At 64.7% G+C, this 14,233-nt stretch carries 13 protein-coding genes; 7 read left to right on the top strand and 6 right to left on the bottom strand.

Translation table 11 applies throughout. The features are described from left to right. Genes CH290_RS19455 through CH290_RS19445 form a run of 3 tightly spaced genes read left to right on the top strand, consistent with a single transcriptional unit; the run spans position 1 to position 2,771 of the window. On the top strand, positions 1-585 hold the full coding sequence (locus tag CH290_RS19455) for a 3-isopropylmalate dehydratase small subunit (RefSeq protein WP_033189045.1): 585 nt from the start codon (positions 1-3) through the stop codon (positions 583-585). Further along, positions 582-1,907 (top strand): MFS transporter, encoded by a 1,326-nt coding sequence (locus CH290_RS19450; protein ID WP_019667001.1) that lies wholly within the window; start codon positions 582-584, stop codon positions 1,905-1,907. Before CH290_RS19455 ends, CH290_RS19450 begins: the two co-directional genes overlap by 4 nt. Before the next feature lie 24 nt (positions 1,908-1,931). Continuing rightward, positions 1,932-2,771 carry a DUF72 domain-containing protein gene (locus CH290_RS19445; RefSeq protein WP_019667000.1) on the top strand — a complete coding sequence of 280 codons (840 nt, stop codon included), beginning with the start codon at positions 1,932-1,934 and terminating at the stop codon, positions 2,769-2,771. On the opposite strand, the gene CH290_RS19440 is transcribed toward CH290_RS19445, so the two are convergent. Next, the gene (locus CH290_RS19440; RefSeq protein ID WP_033189044.1) at positions 2,772-3,356 is read right to left on the bottom strand and encodes a hypothetical protein; all 585 of its coding nucleotides are present in this window, start codon (positions 3,354-3,356) and stop codon (positions 2,772-2,774) included. Positions 3,357-3,469: 113 nt separating this feature from the next. Continuing rightward, on the bottom strand, positions 3,470-4,225 hold the full coding sequence (locus CH290_RS19435; RefSeq protein ID WP_019666998.1) for a GTP pyrophosphokinase: 756 nt from the start codon (positions 4,223-4,225) through the stop codon (positions 3,470-3,472). 487 nt (positions 4,226-4,712) lie between these two features. Between CH290_RS19435 and CH290_RS19430 the strand changes: the two genes are divergently transcribed. From CH290_RS19430 to CH290_RS19420, 3 genes are all read left to right on the top strand, one after another. After that, a complete protein-coding gene (locus CH290_RS19430) occupies positions 4,713-5,807 on the top strand; it encodes a serine hydrolase (RefSeq protein WP_033189043.1) in 1,095 nt (364 codons plus the stop codon). Beyond that, entirely contained in the window at positions 5,804-6,277 is a 474-nt protein-coding gene (locus tag CH290_RS19425; RefSeq protein WP_019666996.1) for an ArsR/SmtB family transcription factor, read from the top strand. Before CH290_RS19430 ends, CH290_RS19425 begins: the two co-directional genes overlap by 4 nt. Before the next feature lie 77 nt (positions 6,278-6,354). Further along, on the top strand, positions 6,355-6,786 hold the full coding sequence (locus tag CH290_RS19420; protein WP_020112476.1) for a DoxX family protein: 432 nt from the start codon (positions 6,355-6,357) through the stop codon (positions 6,784-6,786). A 46-nt stretch (positions 6,787-6,832) separates the two neighbouring features. On the opposite strand, the gene CH290_RS19415 is transcribed toward CH290_RS19420, so the two are convergent. Then, on the bottom strand, positions 6,833-7,588 hold the full coding sequence (locus CH290_RS19415) for an SDR family NAD(P)-dependent oxidoreductase (RefSeq protein WP_020112475.1): 756 nt from the start codon (positions 7,586-7,588) through the stop codon (positions 6,833-6,835). Between the two features lie 169 nt (positions 7,589-7,757). Between CH290_RS19415 and CH290_RS19410 the strand changes: the two genes are divergently transcribed. Next, positions 7,758-8,450, top strand: a complete 693-nt coding sequence (locus CH290_RS19410) for a hypothetical protein (protein WP_230595539.1) — start codon at positions 7,758-7,760, stop codon at positions 8,448-8,450. Here the strand turns inward: CH290_RS19410 and CH290_RS19405 are convergent. The 3 genes from CH290_RS19405 to CH290_RS19395 are packed head-to-tail and all read right to left on the bottom strand — an operon-like array spanning position 8,440 to position 14,217. After that, on the bottom strand, positions 8,440-11,751 hold the full coding sequence (locus CH290_RS19405) for an ATP-binding protein (RefSeq protein ID WP_033189042.1): 3,312 nt from the start codon (positions 11,749-11,751) through the stop codon (positions 8,440-8,442). The genes CH290_RS19410 and CH290_RS19405 overlap by 11 nt on opposite strands. A gap of 45 nt (positions 11,752-11,796) precedes the next feature. Continuing rightward, complete coding sequence (locus CH290_RS19400) at positions 11,797-12,243, bottom strand: PPOX class F420-dependent oxidoreductase (RefSeq protein WP_019666991.1); 447 nt, start codon at positions 12,241-12,243, stop codon at positions 11,797-11,799. A gap of 39 nt (positions 12,244-12,282) precedes the next feature. Further along, the gene (locus tag CH290_RS19395; protein WP_230620949.1) at positions 12,283-14,217 is read right to left on the bottom strand and encodes a helicase-related protein; all 1,935 of its coding nucleotides are present in this window, start codon (positions 14,215-14,217) and stop codon (positions 12,283-12,285) included. Between the last annotated feature and the right edge of the window lie 16 nt (positions 14,218-14,233).

The raw sequence follows: 14,233 nt of genomic DNA, 5'->3' as shown, positions 1-14,233 counted from the left end.
GTGAGTGCCTATCCACCACCACCCGACGTCATCGAGGGACGAGTCGCCTGGATCTTCGGCGACGACTTCGACATCGACCTCGTCGTCGGGGTCTCCAACATCAAGTCCTACGACCCCGACCACCTCAGGTCCGTGTGCATGCACGCCTACGACCCGGGGTTCGTCGACCGAGTTCGGCAGGGAGACATCATCGTCGGTGGCCGGAACTTCGGATACGGTCACCCGCACTACCCGCCGATGGTCGCGCTGCGCAACGCCGGAATCGCAGCGATCGTCGCCGAGTCGTTCTCGCCCGGATTCTGGCGAGGCGAAACGTTCAACGGGATGCCGCTCATCACCGTTCCCGGAGTGTCCACCCCCGTGGCGACGGGTGATTCCGTGACGCTGGACTGGCGCTCCGCGACCCTCCGCACCGACGACGGAACCGAACTCGTCGGCTCGCCCCCGAACCCCAGGACCGTCGCCGTCATCGAGGCCGGCGGATCCTACGAACTCCTCATCGCCGAGCACCAACTCGCACAGCAGTCACTCGCACAGCAGTCACTCGCACAGCAGTCACTCGTACAGCAAGGACAGCCGACATGACCAATGCGCCGCACCCATCCACGAGGACCGACGTGGCAAGCCCCGGAAAGTCGAACACCACCGCCAGACGGGCCGCGATCGCCGGCGGCGTCGGAACTCTGATCGAGTACTACGACTTCGCGGTGTACGGGTTCCTCGCCGTCGTCATCGCTCCGCTGTTCTTCCCGTCCACCAGCCCGGGAGTGTCGATCCTGGCAACACTCGCCGTGTTCGGCGTCGCCTACGTCGCACGTCCCCTCGGCGGCATCTTCTTCGGCCGCCTCGGCGATCGACGTGGTCGGCGATCCGCTCTGGTCATCACCGTCGTCTGCATGGGCATCGCCTGCGGCATCCTCGGGCTGCTTCCGACGCACTCGTCCGTCGGCTACCTCGCTCCGGTTCTGCTGGTGATCATCCGCCTGGCGCAGGGGTTCTCGGCCGGGGGTGAGATCGGCGGCGCCGCAACGTACATCGCCGAGTCCGCGCCGCCCAACCGTCGGGGATTCTTCGGATCGTTCACGCCGATCGGTTCGACACTCGGATTCGCCGTCGCCGCAGCGGTTGTCGGTCTGGTCGCCCTCGTCACCACCGACGAGCAGATGTCGTCCTGGGGATGGCGAATTCCGTTCCTTCTCGCTCTGCCCCTGGCTGTCGTCTGCCTGCGGGTGAGGTTGAAGCTCGAGGACAGTCCCGAATTCGAGGAGATGGCCGAGAAGAACCAGGTCACCAAGAGCCCGCTGTCCGACGTGGTGAAGCGCAACCCGTGGTCGGTGCTGCGCGTCGTGGGTATCGCGATCGCGATGAACGGTTCCGGGTACATCGGCCTGACGTACTTCAGTGTGTACCTGATCAACGATCTGGGGTTCTCCAAGGACGCGGTGTACTGGACATCCGCGATCAGTATTGCGTTGGCGTGCGCCACGTTCCCCCTCAGCGGCATGATGACCGACAGATTCGGCCGCAAACCCGTGCTGCTCGCCGGATACCTCGCGTACATCGTGATCGCATTGCCCGCGTTCATGATTCTCGGTGCCACGGCCAGCATCGTCGTCGTCGGAATCGTGTACTTCGTCTACATGGTGCTCAACGGCGTCGTCCAGGTACCCGCGTTTCCTCTCTTCACCGAGCTCTTCCCGAGGTCCGTTCGCTACACCGGAGTCTCGCTCGGTTTCAACATCGGCACCATCGCTGCCGGTGGTACTGCTCCGTACGTCGCGGCGCAGCTCGTCGAATCGACCGGCAACGCCATGTCTCCCGCATACTGGGTCATGGGTGTCTGCGCGATCGGCGTCGCCACGGTTCTCACCATTCGCGAAACCGGAAAGACAGCCCTGCCGGTCTGATGCGGTGAGGGCATACTGATTCGCATGACGCGACGGGTACCGGACACATCGACGCCGGCGGTCAGGGTCGGCATCTCGGGTTGGACGTACGCACCGTGGCGTGGTGACTTCTACCCCGAAGGTCTGGCACACCGCCGAGAGTTGGAGTACGCGTCGGAACGGCTGTCCTCCATCGAGATCAACGGAACGTTCTACGCAATGCAGAAGCCGGCGAGCTTCGTGAAGTGGCGTGACGAGACGCCGGAGGACTTCGTGTTCTCCGTCAAGGGCGGGCGGTACATCACCCACATCAAGAGGCTCGTCGGCGTCGAATCCGCTCTCGCCAACTTCTACTCGACGGGTGTGTTGAGCTTGGGACCGAAACTCGGTCCATTTCTGTGGCAGTTGCCGCCCAACCTGCAGTTCGACGCCGGTGCGCTGGCTGCGTTCTTCGATCTACTGCCGCGCACGACCACGGAGGCCGTGGCTCTCGCGGGCCTACGGGACGACAAGCTGCCCGACGACAGGGTCAGTCTCGTGATCGACGGTGACCGCCCGTTGCGTCACGCACTCGAGGTACGGCACGACAGCTTCCGATGCGACGAGGCCGTCGAATTGTTGCGAGAGAAAGATGTTGCGTTCGTCGTCGCCGACACTGCCGGACGCTACCCGTTCATCGATACGCCGACGTCGGACTTCATGTACCTCCGATTGCACGGCGACGAGGAACTGTACGCGAGCGGTTACGACGATGCCGCCCTGGACAAGTGGGCTCATCGCATCGCGCAGTGGACGGCCACGGGCCGAGACGTCTTCGCGTACTTCGACAACGACGTCAAGGGCTTCGCTCCGTTCGATGCGATGAGGCTGCGTGAACGTATCTGACTACTCGAACTCCATTCGGACCGAGCTGGCGCAGAAGTACAGGAGAAGCACGAATCCGTTGATCGACACGACGATCGGGGCCCATACGAACACGGTCATCATGGGGCTGAGACCGTCCACGACCACCACCCAGACGGCAATCACCGTCGTGAACAGTGTGCAGAGCGCGACGTGCGTCGCGAGCATCCACCGGCCCAGGAAGAAGCCGACGAACATGCCGATCTCGATGAAGAACGCAGTCTTGGCCAGGGTGATCGCGGGTGGTGTGGTCGAGGAGAAGACTGCGAGGAAGATGGCGATGTCGGATCCGATGACGAATACGAAGGCCGGGCCGATGCGAGGCCACGGCGACACCCACCACCACACTGCGGCGGCGAAGGCGAACAGCATCGATGCCCACGTGACGGCTACTCCGGCCGTGGTGGCGGGGGCGTACCCCGACGCGAGTTCCAACGCCGGGATGATAGCCATGCTCAGGGTCGCGAACGCCAGCACACGTTTGACGATCGTCGTGATCGCGAGCGACGCCATCGCGTCGACGACCCACTCGTACCGCTCTTCCAGCGTGTCGCCGGCTGCCGACATCCCGATCCCCCGATTCTGTACGGTCCCGCGATCGGAGTCTGACACATCAGGAGGGGGTCCTACGGCGAAACCGGTTCGGTATCAGTCGATCACGTTCACGGTTCTGTGACGTGTCACAGTGATCGTGTGCCGTCGAGCATGGCGATCAACAGTTCGCGGGGCAGAGCCAACGGCGGCATCGAGTTGAGGTGGATGGCGTCGTCGGACTTGTCGTTCTTGAACTCGGCCACCTCGTCGTGCAGCCGCTCCATCGTGACGTCGAGGCGGTTGGCGCTGTCCGCGGCCTCGGTGAGCTCGGCCAGCAACGGCGCCGGAATGGTCCCGGAGTACTTGTAGAAGATCTTGTGTTCGAGGCTCGCCCAGAAATCCATCGCGATGGTACGGATCTGCAGTTCCACCGGCACCGGTTGGATACGGTCGCTCATGAACACCGGAATCTCGACGATGAGATGAAGGCTCTTGTAACCGTTCGGTTTCGGCGTCGCGATGTAATCCTTGACCTCGAGTACACGCACGTCGGTCTGGCTGCCGATCATGTCCGCGATGCGGTACGTGTCGGAAATGAAGCTGCACGTGATGCGAATGCCTGCGATGTCGACGATGTTCGACCGGATGTCGTCGAGGGTCAGCGGGCAGTTCTTTCGTCGAGCCTTGGTGATGATGCTCTCGGGGGTCTTGAGCCGTGAACCGACGTGCTCGATCGGACTGTACCGATGGATGTGGGTGAACTCCTCCTTCAAGATGTTGATCTTGGTCATGAGTTCGTCGATGCCGAACTTGTACCCCATCATGAATCGGGTGAAGTCGTTCCGGAGCCGGTCGAAATCCGGCACCGCCTGGGGTTCGTCGCCCGTGGCATCGCGTTCCATGCCCTCGATTGTCCCTTACCGGGCCGGCGGCCCTAGGTGCGGTGGGATCCTCGTGAGTCGAAGCTCGCGTCCGCGCATCTCGGGCCGAGTGGCGGGCTGAAGGTGACATCTCCGCAGGTGCGGCACGCGTGGGTTCGGTGGTGCCCTCGTCCGCAGGAACACGCCCTCGACCCGACCAGTACGGTCCGTGGGCCGAGGGCGTGACCGCGAGCGCACCTGCACGGTGCGTTCTCGACCCATCGATCGCCCAATCGATGGAGGGTTCCGCTGCCGTCATCACCCTCCGCTGTCGTCATGCGCCGCCGCGTTCTTTCCGGGTGAATCCATGCTTGCCACCGCCTGCTCGACGTTTGGACCGTCCGGAGCCGGGGGACTCCAGGACGGCCCACTCAGAGTAACACGCATTCGAACATATGTTCCCATTGAACTCGCCTTCGCTGTGTTCTAATCTGAAATTACGAAATTACGGAATGACAGAGGGGTCACGATGCGTCGAACCATTGCTGTATCCGCAAGCTGCCTGGCTCTACTCGTGTCGACGGGGTGCACATCCACATCCGGCACCGACAGTGCGCCGGAGCCGGACGAGTGCACGCCGGTGACGTCGACGGATCTGAACACCGAAGACGGGTGGTTGGGTCTGATCGGTCAGGCGCCGGAGTCCGTGAGCCTGCTGGTCGACGACGGCAGTGGACGCACCGTCGAACATCGCGCCGAGGAGCAGCAGCCGCTGGCATCGGCCGTGAAAGTGGTCCACCTCGGCGCCTATGCTCGCGCGGTCGCCGCAGGGGAACTGGACCCGGACGAGCAAGTGCCGCTGTTGGATTGGGAGCGGTGGTACGTACCGGGAACGGACGGCGGAGCGCACCCGGCGGCGCTGGAACGGCTGGGGATCGCAAGCGACGGCACCAGCGCGACCGATCTTGCCGGCACCGTTCGGCTGGACGACATCGTCTCCGCGATGATCCAGGAAAGTGACAATGCCGCGCCGGACTACCTGCGCTATCGGCTGGGTGACGACGCGCTCACGCGTGCTGCCGCGGCCGGAGGGTGGGAGAATTTCCAGGCTCCGACACTCGTGACGCAGACGCTGTCGTTGTTCGATCCCGCGTTGGGCGACGGTGACACGTGGGCGACGGCGGAGAGGTGGGCCTTCGATCAGCAGTTCCGTGTGGACGTGAGTGCAGGCCTCGAACTGCCGTCGTACGATCAGCAGGTCGACGGGGTGCAGGAGCGGTCGGCGCAGGGATCGGCTGCCGAACTCGCCGGGTTCTATCGCGCGATCGCCGACGGAACTTTCGGTGACGGTAGCGATGTCGCACTGCGGCAGCTCGAATACCGACCCGCGCCCGACGGTGCCGCCGGAATCGGGTTCAAAGGCGGCAACCTGCCGGGCGTCCTGACGCAGGCATTCGAGCTACGGCGGGACGACGGCACCGTGGCGACGGCGGTGTGGCTGATCGACTCGTTGCCTGCCGATCGGTACGAGGCAGCTCTCGCCGGCTTCGGGAACCAGCAGACGCTGATCGTCGACGCGCTGAGCTCGCCGTCGGGCTTCGACCGAATTGCCTGCGCAGTGTGAGCGGGGAGTTCGAGGCCAGACTCGCCGAGTTGGAGGCCAGGGTCGCGGAGCTGGAACGCCGCGAAGTCGGTGCTCCGACAGAGAAAGCTGCCCCGACGGGCGGTGAGATCGCGTACCGCGGCGACGTCCATCTACACGGGGACGTGACATGGGACATCGGGTATTCGCCCGACGGGGTCCTGGACCTCTCGGTCGCGCGTACGACTGATGTGCTTGCTGCCCTTGGCCATCCCGTCCGATTGCAGATCGTGAAAGTGCTCCTGCGGGGACCGGCCAACGCGTCGGAACTGCAGGAGGCCGTCGGGCTCGGGTCGACGGGGCAGGTCTACCACCACCTCAAGGTGCTGGGCTCGGCCCACATCGTCGAACAGCATGGGAGAGGTGAGTACCGAGTCGGAGCGAAGAAGGTTGTGCCTCTGCTCGTGTCGATGCTCGCCGCGGCGGACATTTCGGGCGAACTGGGTACCTGACCGCGTCGTGCGATGAGTTTCCGAGCCGGGCGGTGTCGGTACAGGCACACACTCCCCCGCGAGCATCGGAGAAGACAATGGCCTCGAACAACACACAGACCGAGAACGTGACACCGACCGTCCCGTCCGGCTCCCGCACTGCCGCACGCGCCGGGTGGGTGCTGACGGCACTCCTCGCGATCTTCCTGATCTTCGACGGAGTGACCAAGTTGATCAATGTGCAGCAAGTGCGGGACGCGACGGTCGATCTCGGTCTACGCGAGGAGATGACGCCGGTCATCGGTGTCGTTCTGTTGGTCAGCCTTGCATTGTTCCTGGTGCCGCGCACGGCATTTCTCGGCGCGGTACTGCTCACCGGCTACCTCGGTGGAGCGGTCCTGACCAATTGGAGGGTCGACAAGCCACTGTTCAGCACGGTGTTGTTCGCGGTGTACGTCGGGGTCGCGGTGTGGGCGGCGCTCTACCTCCGCGACCCCAAGGTGCGTCAGGTCATGCCGTTCGTGCGCTGATGCACCGTCGAGCGGACGGAATCGACTGCGGTGACACGGCCCGGAGCTACTGGGCTGCGTAGCCGCCGTCGACGAGGTGGTAGCTGCCGGTGATGAAGCCTGCGGCGTCGCTGGCAAGGAAGGCAACGAGGCTGGACACCTCTTCGGAGGTGCCGAGACGACCGAGAGCGTGCTTGGCCTCCAACGCCTTTCGCGCATCCTCGTCCATGTTGGCAACGAGGAGCGGCGTGCGGATGAAGCCGGGGCCGACTGCGTTGACGCGAACGCCCTGTGCGCCGTACTCGAGCGCAGCGTTCTTCGTCAGACCGAGCAGGCCGTGCTTGGATGCGACGTAGCTGGCCGAGTTGGCAATTCCGACGCTGCCGAGGACCGAGGCCATGTTGACGATGGATCCACCGCCTGCTGCGGCGATGGCCGGGATCTGGGCCTTCATTCCGTAGAACACCGCGTTGAGATTGACCTCGATGACCTTGCGCCAGCTGTCCACCGACACGTCGCCGACGGGGAGGGGTTCGCCTCCGATGCCTGCGTTGTTGACGGCGATGCGAAGCGGAGCCAGGTCACCGGCCGCAGCGACCATGGCCTTCACGTCGTCCAGGTTCGCAACGTTGCCGACGAAGGCTGCCGCGGTGCCTCCGGCTGCAGTGATCTCGTCGGTGACGGCCGTCGCGTGGTCTCCGTCGAGATCGGCGACCAGTACCGATGCTCCGTTCGCCGCCAATTCCAGTGCAACCGCGCGGCCGATTCCGGAGCCTGCTCCGGTGACGATCGCCGAGCGATCTGCTACGTCGTACGTGGCCATGACAACCCATCTCCTCGTGAATCGAAACTAGTGGTAGTTGAACCTAGAACTACCTTTCTGTAAAGGTACAATAGTTACGTCGGCTTACTTATTCCGGGTTACGGCTGACGTGAGCTGCCGAAAGTTCTCGCCAAGTGGCGACCAAGTGCAGTGGGCGACGCTGTCGACCATGAACATCACACCTTCGCTCCTGTACAGGCTGAGCGGTATCGCCGTCGTCGTCGCCTTCGTCTTCAACTTGATCGGCGGAACACTGCATCCGGTCGTCGGCGGATGGGCGCATTCGGTGGAAGCGCTCAGCGAACCCTTCAACCCGTACGCGCAGTACTTGCTGCTGATCGGGACGCTGCTGCAATTCCTCGGGCTGCCCGCCGTCTACGTCTGGGTGTCCAGGAAGACAGGACTGCTCGGCCTGATCGGCTTCGCTCTCTACTTCTTCGGTGGGATGCTCGTGATCCTCCCGCATCTGACCGTCGAAGCATTCGTCTCGGTACCGATAGCCGCCAAGCACGAGACCGCTCATTTCCTCATCCCGACGGACGATTCGCTGTTCGCCGATCCGGCATTCCAGAACCTGCAGTTGTTCGCGGGCCTGGTCTTCATGGTGAGCATGCTGATCATCGGAATCGCGCTACTGAAGTCTCGTGCAGTACCGCTGTGGATCGGTGCGGTGATGACGCTCGGCGGACTGATTCTCCTGACGCCGATCCCTCAGGCCCCGGTTCTGTCCGGGCTCGTCATCGAGATCCCCCGCGGCCTGGCCATCGCAGCAATCGGAGTCCTGATGATCAAAGGCAACAGCTCAGGAGCGGACACACGCGGACTGCAGTCAAGTTCACGAGTCGACGTAGCTACCCGATGACATAGCTACCCGATGACGTAGCTACCCGATGACGAAGTGACTCGAGGAGGGCATCGGAACGCGCTCGGAGCTCCTCGGCGGCAGCGGTGTCGCCGAGGGCTTCGGCCGTTGCCGCCAGGGCGGAGTCGACCGTGCCCGCGTAGAAGGCGCCCGAGTCGAACCCCGCGATCCGACCCGAGAACGGTGAGAGCTCGTCGTGCAGTTTCGTGGCCGCCTCCAGGTCACCGAGCCTCGCTGCGGCGCGGGCCGCGTGGGCGGTCATGCCGAGCCAGTAGTAATCCCTGTCGTACGGCTCCGCGTCGAGCCAGAGTTCGCGTGCCCTGTGCTTCTCGCCCGAGTCGAGCAATGCCACGATCAGCGGGTACCGGACGCTCTGGGGGCGCATGTTCTCGATGGCGCTCAGCTCGTCGACCATCGGTGCCAGATCGCCCAGATACGTTGCCACGCCCAGTCGTCCGATCATGGTGATCAGATGGGCGATCGCGCTGCCGCCGGCGACCATCTGGGCCGCTGCCTCGGAGTATCCGCGCAGCGCACTGTCGGTGCGGCCGGACGCGATGTCGCAGGCGGCTCGGTAGATCCGGACGACGCCCAGCATCTCACCCAGCTGCTGCCCGCTGGCGTGGATGATGACGGCGGCGGCGCTCGCGTCTGCTTCATCCAGTTCCGTTGCGGCACAATGAGACAAGAATGCATAGTAGTGACCGAGAGATTGATATGCAGGGTCGGCTACCGCCGCACACAGCAGTTCCTCGCTCGTCGCGAACAGAGTGTGCGCCAGATCAGGACCGAGGGTTGCGTAACCGTACGCATTGAGTGCCCGGCACAGAACGGCGTCGTTCTGGGACAGTCGGGCGTGACGCACCGCATCCGACGCCGCGGCGACTGTCTCGGCGACATCGTTGCCCTCTATCTCGAACACGAGCGTGCTCAGCAACAGTGCGCGATCAGCCACACCGATATCGGCATCCAGCAACAACGCTCGAACGGGGTCGACGATGGACGCATCGACGACGACATCGGGCCGGATGGACCACACGACCGGTGCGGACCAGGATGTGAGAGCGTCGATCGACCGGCGACGCCCGAGGTGCGTTGTGGTCCCCGGTGCCGACGCGATGTCCACCGCTCGGCGCCGTCGACGTCGCGCCGACGCCGTATCGCCCGCCCGCGCCAACGACCCGACGTAGGGAATCAGGATGTCCAGCAGGTCCGTCTCGGACCCGTCGACGGCGCTCTCGTGCAGTTCGACGGCGGAGCTCCACAGTACGAGCGCCTCTCGGTGCGAACCGAATGCTGCAGCCCGCCTGGCCGCGTCCACGACGAAGGGCACGAGCGTGAGTGCTGTTGTGGGAGTTGCGGACAGTGCAGCATGGTGAGCGAGAAGTGCGGGATCGTGTGGTGTTCGGGCTGCGAGCACTTGTAGCGCATTGCCGTGGAACCGCGTGCGTCGCATCAGCGGCAGTTCCGTGTACAGCGTGTCGCGGACGAGCGCATGGGTGAAACGTAGTCGCCCCGAGTCGGTCTCGGTGAGAAGGCCGGCAAGGACTGCCGGCTCCAGTGCGTCGATCAACTCGTCCTCGGTCCTGTCGCTCATCGCGGAGAGCACGGAGAGATCGACGTCGCGGCCGAGAACCGATGCGCGCCTGAGTGTCAGCACGCTGTTCTCGGGAAGTCTGGTGATGCGCCGCCGGAGGACTTCACCGATCTCCACCGGAATCGAGGAGCGCGCCGCGGCTGCACCTTCCGACACGATCAACCGAGCGAACTCACGGACGAACAGTGGATTGCCGTCCGTTCTTTCGGCGAGCACGTCGAGTACGTCCGCGTCCATGTCCGTGTAGCCGGATTGCTTCGCGACTTCCGCTACACCACCGGGAGTCAACCCCGTCAAGCGCATCTTGGTCGACGGAGTGCCCGCCGTTGCTGCCCACACCGTGTCCAGCTCGGCCGATACCTCGGAGGTTCGATACGTCGCGACGATGAGCACCCGCGCACCCCTCGGAGCGAGAATCAGGTGCCGGAGCAACTGCATGGTCAGCTCGTCCGCTCGGTGGCAATCGTCGAAGACGAGTACGAGCGGTGCAGTTGCCGAGAGACGGGTCAGATAGCCGATGAGAGCCCGTGCCAGCCAGAATGTCTCGACGGCGACATCATCGGACGCCGAAGCGGGATCGAGTATCTGCCGCAGCTCTCCGGGGACTGGCGCCTGCGACCGAAGGGACGCTAGAACTTCGGACCACGGCCAGCCCGGCGGTGTCCCGTCGACCTCCGGGCACGACCCCCACGCCGCTGTCCATCCGCGGGCAGCCAAGTGGTGCGCGACGGTGTCGGCAAGTGTCGACTTGCCCTGGCCCGGCTCGCCTCCCAGCCAGACGATGTCGAACGAGCCGTGTTCGACACCACGGGCAGCATCGAGGACGACCTGCGTTTCCTCCGGTCTGCAGTTCACCACCGGGGCCTTGGGCGCGGGCGCAGGGAACGACACACGGGCGGTAGCGGCGTCGACCACGTGCGGTGCATCGAGCGCGGGATCCTGGGCAAGGATGGCGCGTTCCAGTGTGCGCAACTCGGGGCCGGGGTCGATGCCCAGTTCGTCGGACAGGTATCTCCTCGCCCGGCTCAGGGTATCGAGGGCGTCGGCCTGTCGCCCTGCGCGGTACTGCGCCAGAGCGAGGATGTGGACGGGGCGCTCACGTCCTGGACTGTCGGCGACGTGCCTCCCGAGATCGGCGATGACGACCGTGGGTGCAGCACCGAGATCCAGCAGCGTATGCGCCCGTTCTTCGACTGCCGTGCTTCGTAGTTCGTCGAGACGTGCGATCTCCACTGCAGCCCAGTGCGTGTCCGCGAGACCCTGATACGGGCTACCCGACCACGACGCGAGCGCACGATCTAACCTTCCGAGCCGAGATGTCGGGTCGCTCTCGCGTATGCCGCCGACGACCAGGGATTCGAAATGCCAGACGTCGACCTGCTCGGTCGGAAGGACCAGCCTGTATCCCGGCGCGGAGCTGACCAGAACCGTCGCCGGCGTGCGAGGCCTGCGGTCGGGCTCGAGGGTCCTGCGAAGATTGGACACGTGAACCTGCAGGGCTGCCAGCGCTTTGGGGGGAGGTTCACCCGACCACAGATCCTCGATCAACAGATCCGTCGACACCACCGAACCCCTGGCGAGGACGAGTCGCGCCAGTACTGCGCGTCGGCCGGGGCCGGCGAGGTCGATGTCGCGATCGTCGAGGCGCGCACGCATCGGACCCAGCACGCCGATTGTCAGCGTGTGGGTGGGCACAAGACTCATGTCGCGGAAGTCAACGCAGCCGGTTCCCGACGGGCAGCTGGTTCGTCAGCCGATTCGCTGGCCGTAGACGTGCTCGACGGCAAGCTTCAGCAGCACGCGGCGGTCGGACACCATGACGGACCGGTACTCGTCCCAATCGGGGTGCTCTCCGGCGGCGGCTCGGTAGTAGTCGACCAGTGCGTCGACTTCTGGGCTCGACGCGTCCGCTCCCGGCCCGACCAGCGTCCCGGTCCCGTCCACCGTGGCCCACGACCTGCCGTCGGCGCTGGTGACCTCGATGGACACCCGAGCATCGCGCCGGATGTTCTTGGTCTTCGCGCGACCGTCGGTCATCGACACGTAGACGATTCCGGCGTCGCGGTCGTAGTACGGCGTCACCGGCGACAGCTGCGGCCTACCGTCGGACTTGATGGTCGCCAGGACGCCGAGACGTGCCTCGGCCAACAGATCGTGCGGATCGAAGCGGTGCGGATCGGAACTGTCTGGACTCATGACTCCCCCTCGCGTAGTGGCTCGGTCGACTACCCCACGTTATTCGCCCGACGCCGATCCCGCCTCCGCCCGCGCCGCCAGGAATGCTTCCGGGTCGATGAGGTCGGCCTGACCGACGATGGAGCCCAGGTCCGCGATGCGCTCGATCCCGGTGAGCACCATTTCCTCCTCGACGGTGCCCTCGGCGTATCCGTAATAGCACGTCGACGTCGTGTGCTCGTGGTCCTTGTCGATGCGGTTGGCTCGGCCTTCGATCTGACGAATCTCGATCGGTGTCCATCGTGGATCGTGAATCAAGGTCACACGCGGCGCCGACGTCGACACCGTCCGCTCCGGAAGCAACAGCTCGTTCGAGTGCAGGTTGATCGCACTCGTCGTGGTCGAGATGATCACCCGGGCAGCGCCGGTCTGGAAGCGTCGGATCTCGTGCTCCTGGTCCTGACTGCTCATGCTGCCGTCGACGACGGCGACCTCCTGGCCTTCGTCGCGGAGCGCCTCCGCGAGGCCGGCGACCGACTCGCGGTAGAACATGGAGACGAACACCTGGTTGCCGTCGCGAATCCACGCGCGAACCTGATCGGCCGTCGACGGGATCCGCAGGTAGGAGCATTTCTGACGGAACCGCAGTGCCGCAGCTCTCGTGCTCGGGTTCTTCTGCAGCACACGCTTGCCGCCGACGGACTTCCACAGTGGTAGGCCGAGCTCCTTGCGGTAATCCACCCACGCCGAGTTGTACAGGCGTTTCTGCGCGGCAGTGAGTTCCTGGCCGAGCGGCTCACGCGGCGTCGGGGGCGAGGGCCGCGAGATCGACCACGGCACAGCACCTCCGGAGAGCCACCGGTGAATGGTGTCGATGTCGCGCGTACGCTGCGCGGCGTCCTCCGGTTCCCACCTCCACGTCTTCAGCCCGGTGGTCGCCTTGCCCTCCTTCAGTGCGAATCCCTGCTCGATCAGGAATTCTGCCCACTTGGTGGTCACGCCGTACCCGAGGACCTCCTCGTCGCCGACGATGGGACCGGCCGCCCGGCTCTGCTCGATCGCGCGAGCCATGTACGCGAAGTGCATCGGCTGATACCCCGGTGTCGCCGACATCCACACGACCGCACGCGCGGCCTCCTGATACCGCCACAGAATCTGCGACTGCTGCGACTCGATGTTCATCAACGCATGCGACTCGTCGGCGATGACGACGTCGATGTCGAAACGCAACTCGCCCAATGAGATCGTGCGTTTGTTCTGAGTCTTCTTGCGCTTGCCCAGGTCCGTGTCCTCGGGAACCGTCAACAACTTCTTGGTGGACTGATACGTCACCAGCAGCCAACGCTTGCGATCCGCGGGATCGAGATCCGCCTCGGTATCGGCGATGGTCCGTCGCCAGCCCGGAAGCGCGCCCTTGGGTGCGACGACCAGAACCGTGCCGATGTCCGGAGCCGAGCCTGCCTGCCGGACGGCCTCGCAGACGGCGAGAGTCTTGCCGAGACCCGTCGAGTCCATCTGCGCGAAGTACGGGAACCCAGCGTTCATCGCGCCCAGCTGCCGGCGCACCGACTCGAGTTGCGTCTCGCGAGGCGTCAACGACCGTTCGTGGACGACCTCCGGTCTCCACTCTTCGTTCGCGTCGTCCTCCACCCACCGCTGGAGGCTGTACGGCATGGACTCGAACGAGGCCAACCCGTCGGGCAGATCGGTTCCGTAGTACGCGAACACGCGTGGGCCCGGATACCAGCGGGCGCCCGACGCCGATGCCAATGCGCGATCCTCGAACGGGACGTCGAGTACCCAGACGCGCTCGCCTGGATCGGGAAGCGGGAGATCCGGCGACGCCGTCTTACGGACCGGCTTCTTGCGTGTGGTGGTGCGTTTCTTCGCGGTGGTGGTTCCCGACGACGCCTTGAACTTACGTGCGGCAGCGCTCTTGCCCGCGCCGACCGTGCGGGCAGTGGTGGAAGCGGGTTTGCGTCGACGTGGTGGCACGGAGAACAACCGTAGA

Source organism: Rhodococcus sp. 06-156-4, assembly GCF_002259345.1.
In the GTDB taxonomy this organism is placed as follows: domain Bacteria; phylum Actinomycetota; class Actinomycetes; order Mycobacteriales; family Mycobacteriaceae; genus Rhodococcoides; species Rhodococcoides fascians_E.
Note: the sequence above shows the minus strand (reverse complement) of the source record. Positions and strands in the feature narration are given on the sequence as shown.

What these genes read in the sequence shown, in the direction of transcription:
- CH290_RS19450 (WP_019667001.1), top strand. Translation starts at nt 582, where the DNA reads ATGACCAATGCGCCGCACCCATCCACGAGGACCGACGTGGCAAGCCCC.
- CH290_RS19445 (WP_019667000.1), top strand. Translation starts at nt 1,932, where the DNA reads ATGACGCGACGGGTACCGGACACATCGACGCCGGCGGTCAGGGTCGGC.
- CH290_RS19440 (WP_033189044.1), bottom strand. Translation starts at nt 3,356, where the DNA reads ATGTCGGCAGCCGGCGACACGCTGGAAGAGCGGTACGAGTGGGTCGTC.
- CH290_RS19435 (WP_019666998.1), bottom strand. Translation starts at nt 4,225, where the DNA reads ATGGAACGCGATGCCACGGGCGACGAACCCCAGGCGGTGCCGGATTTC.
- CH290_RS19430 (WP_033189043.1), top strand. Translation starts at nt 4,713, where the DNA reads ATGCGTCGAACCATTGCTGTATCCGCAAGCTGCCTGGCTCTACTCGTG.
- CH290_RS19420 (WP_020112476.1), top strand. Translation starts at nt 6,355, where the DNA reads ATGGCCTCGAACAACACACAGACCGAGAACGTGACACCGACCGTCCCG.
- CH290_RS19415 (WP_020112475.1), bottom strand. Translation starts at nt 7,588, where the DNA reads ATGGCCACGTACGACGTAGCAGATCGCTCGGCGATCGTCACCGGAGCA.
- CH290_RS19410 (WP_230595539.1), top strand. Translation starts at nt 7,758, where the DNA reads ATGAACATCACACCTTCGCTCCTGTACAGGCTGAGCGGTATCGCCGTC.
- CH290_RS19405 (WP_033189042.1), bottom strand. Translation starts at nt 11,751, where the DNA reads ATGAGTCTTGTGCCCACCCACACGCTGACAATCGGCGTGCTGGGTCCG.
- CH290_RS19400 (WP_019666991.1), bottom strand. Translation starts at nt 12,243, where the DNA reads ATGAGTCCAGACAGTTCCGATCCGCACCGCTTCGATCCGCACGATCTG.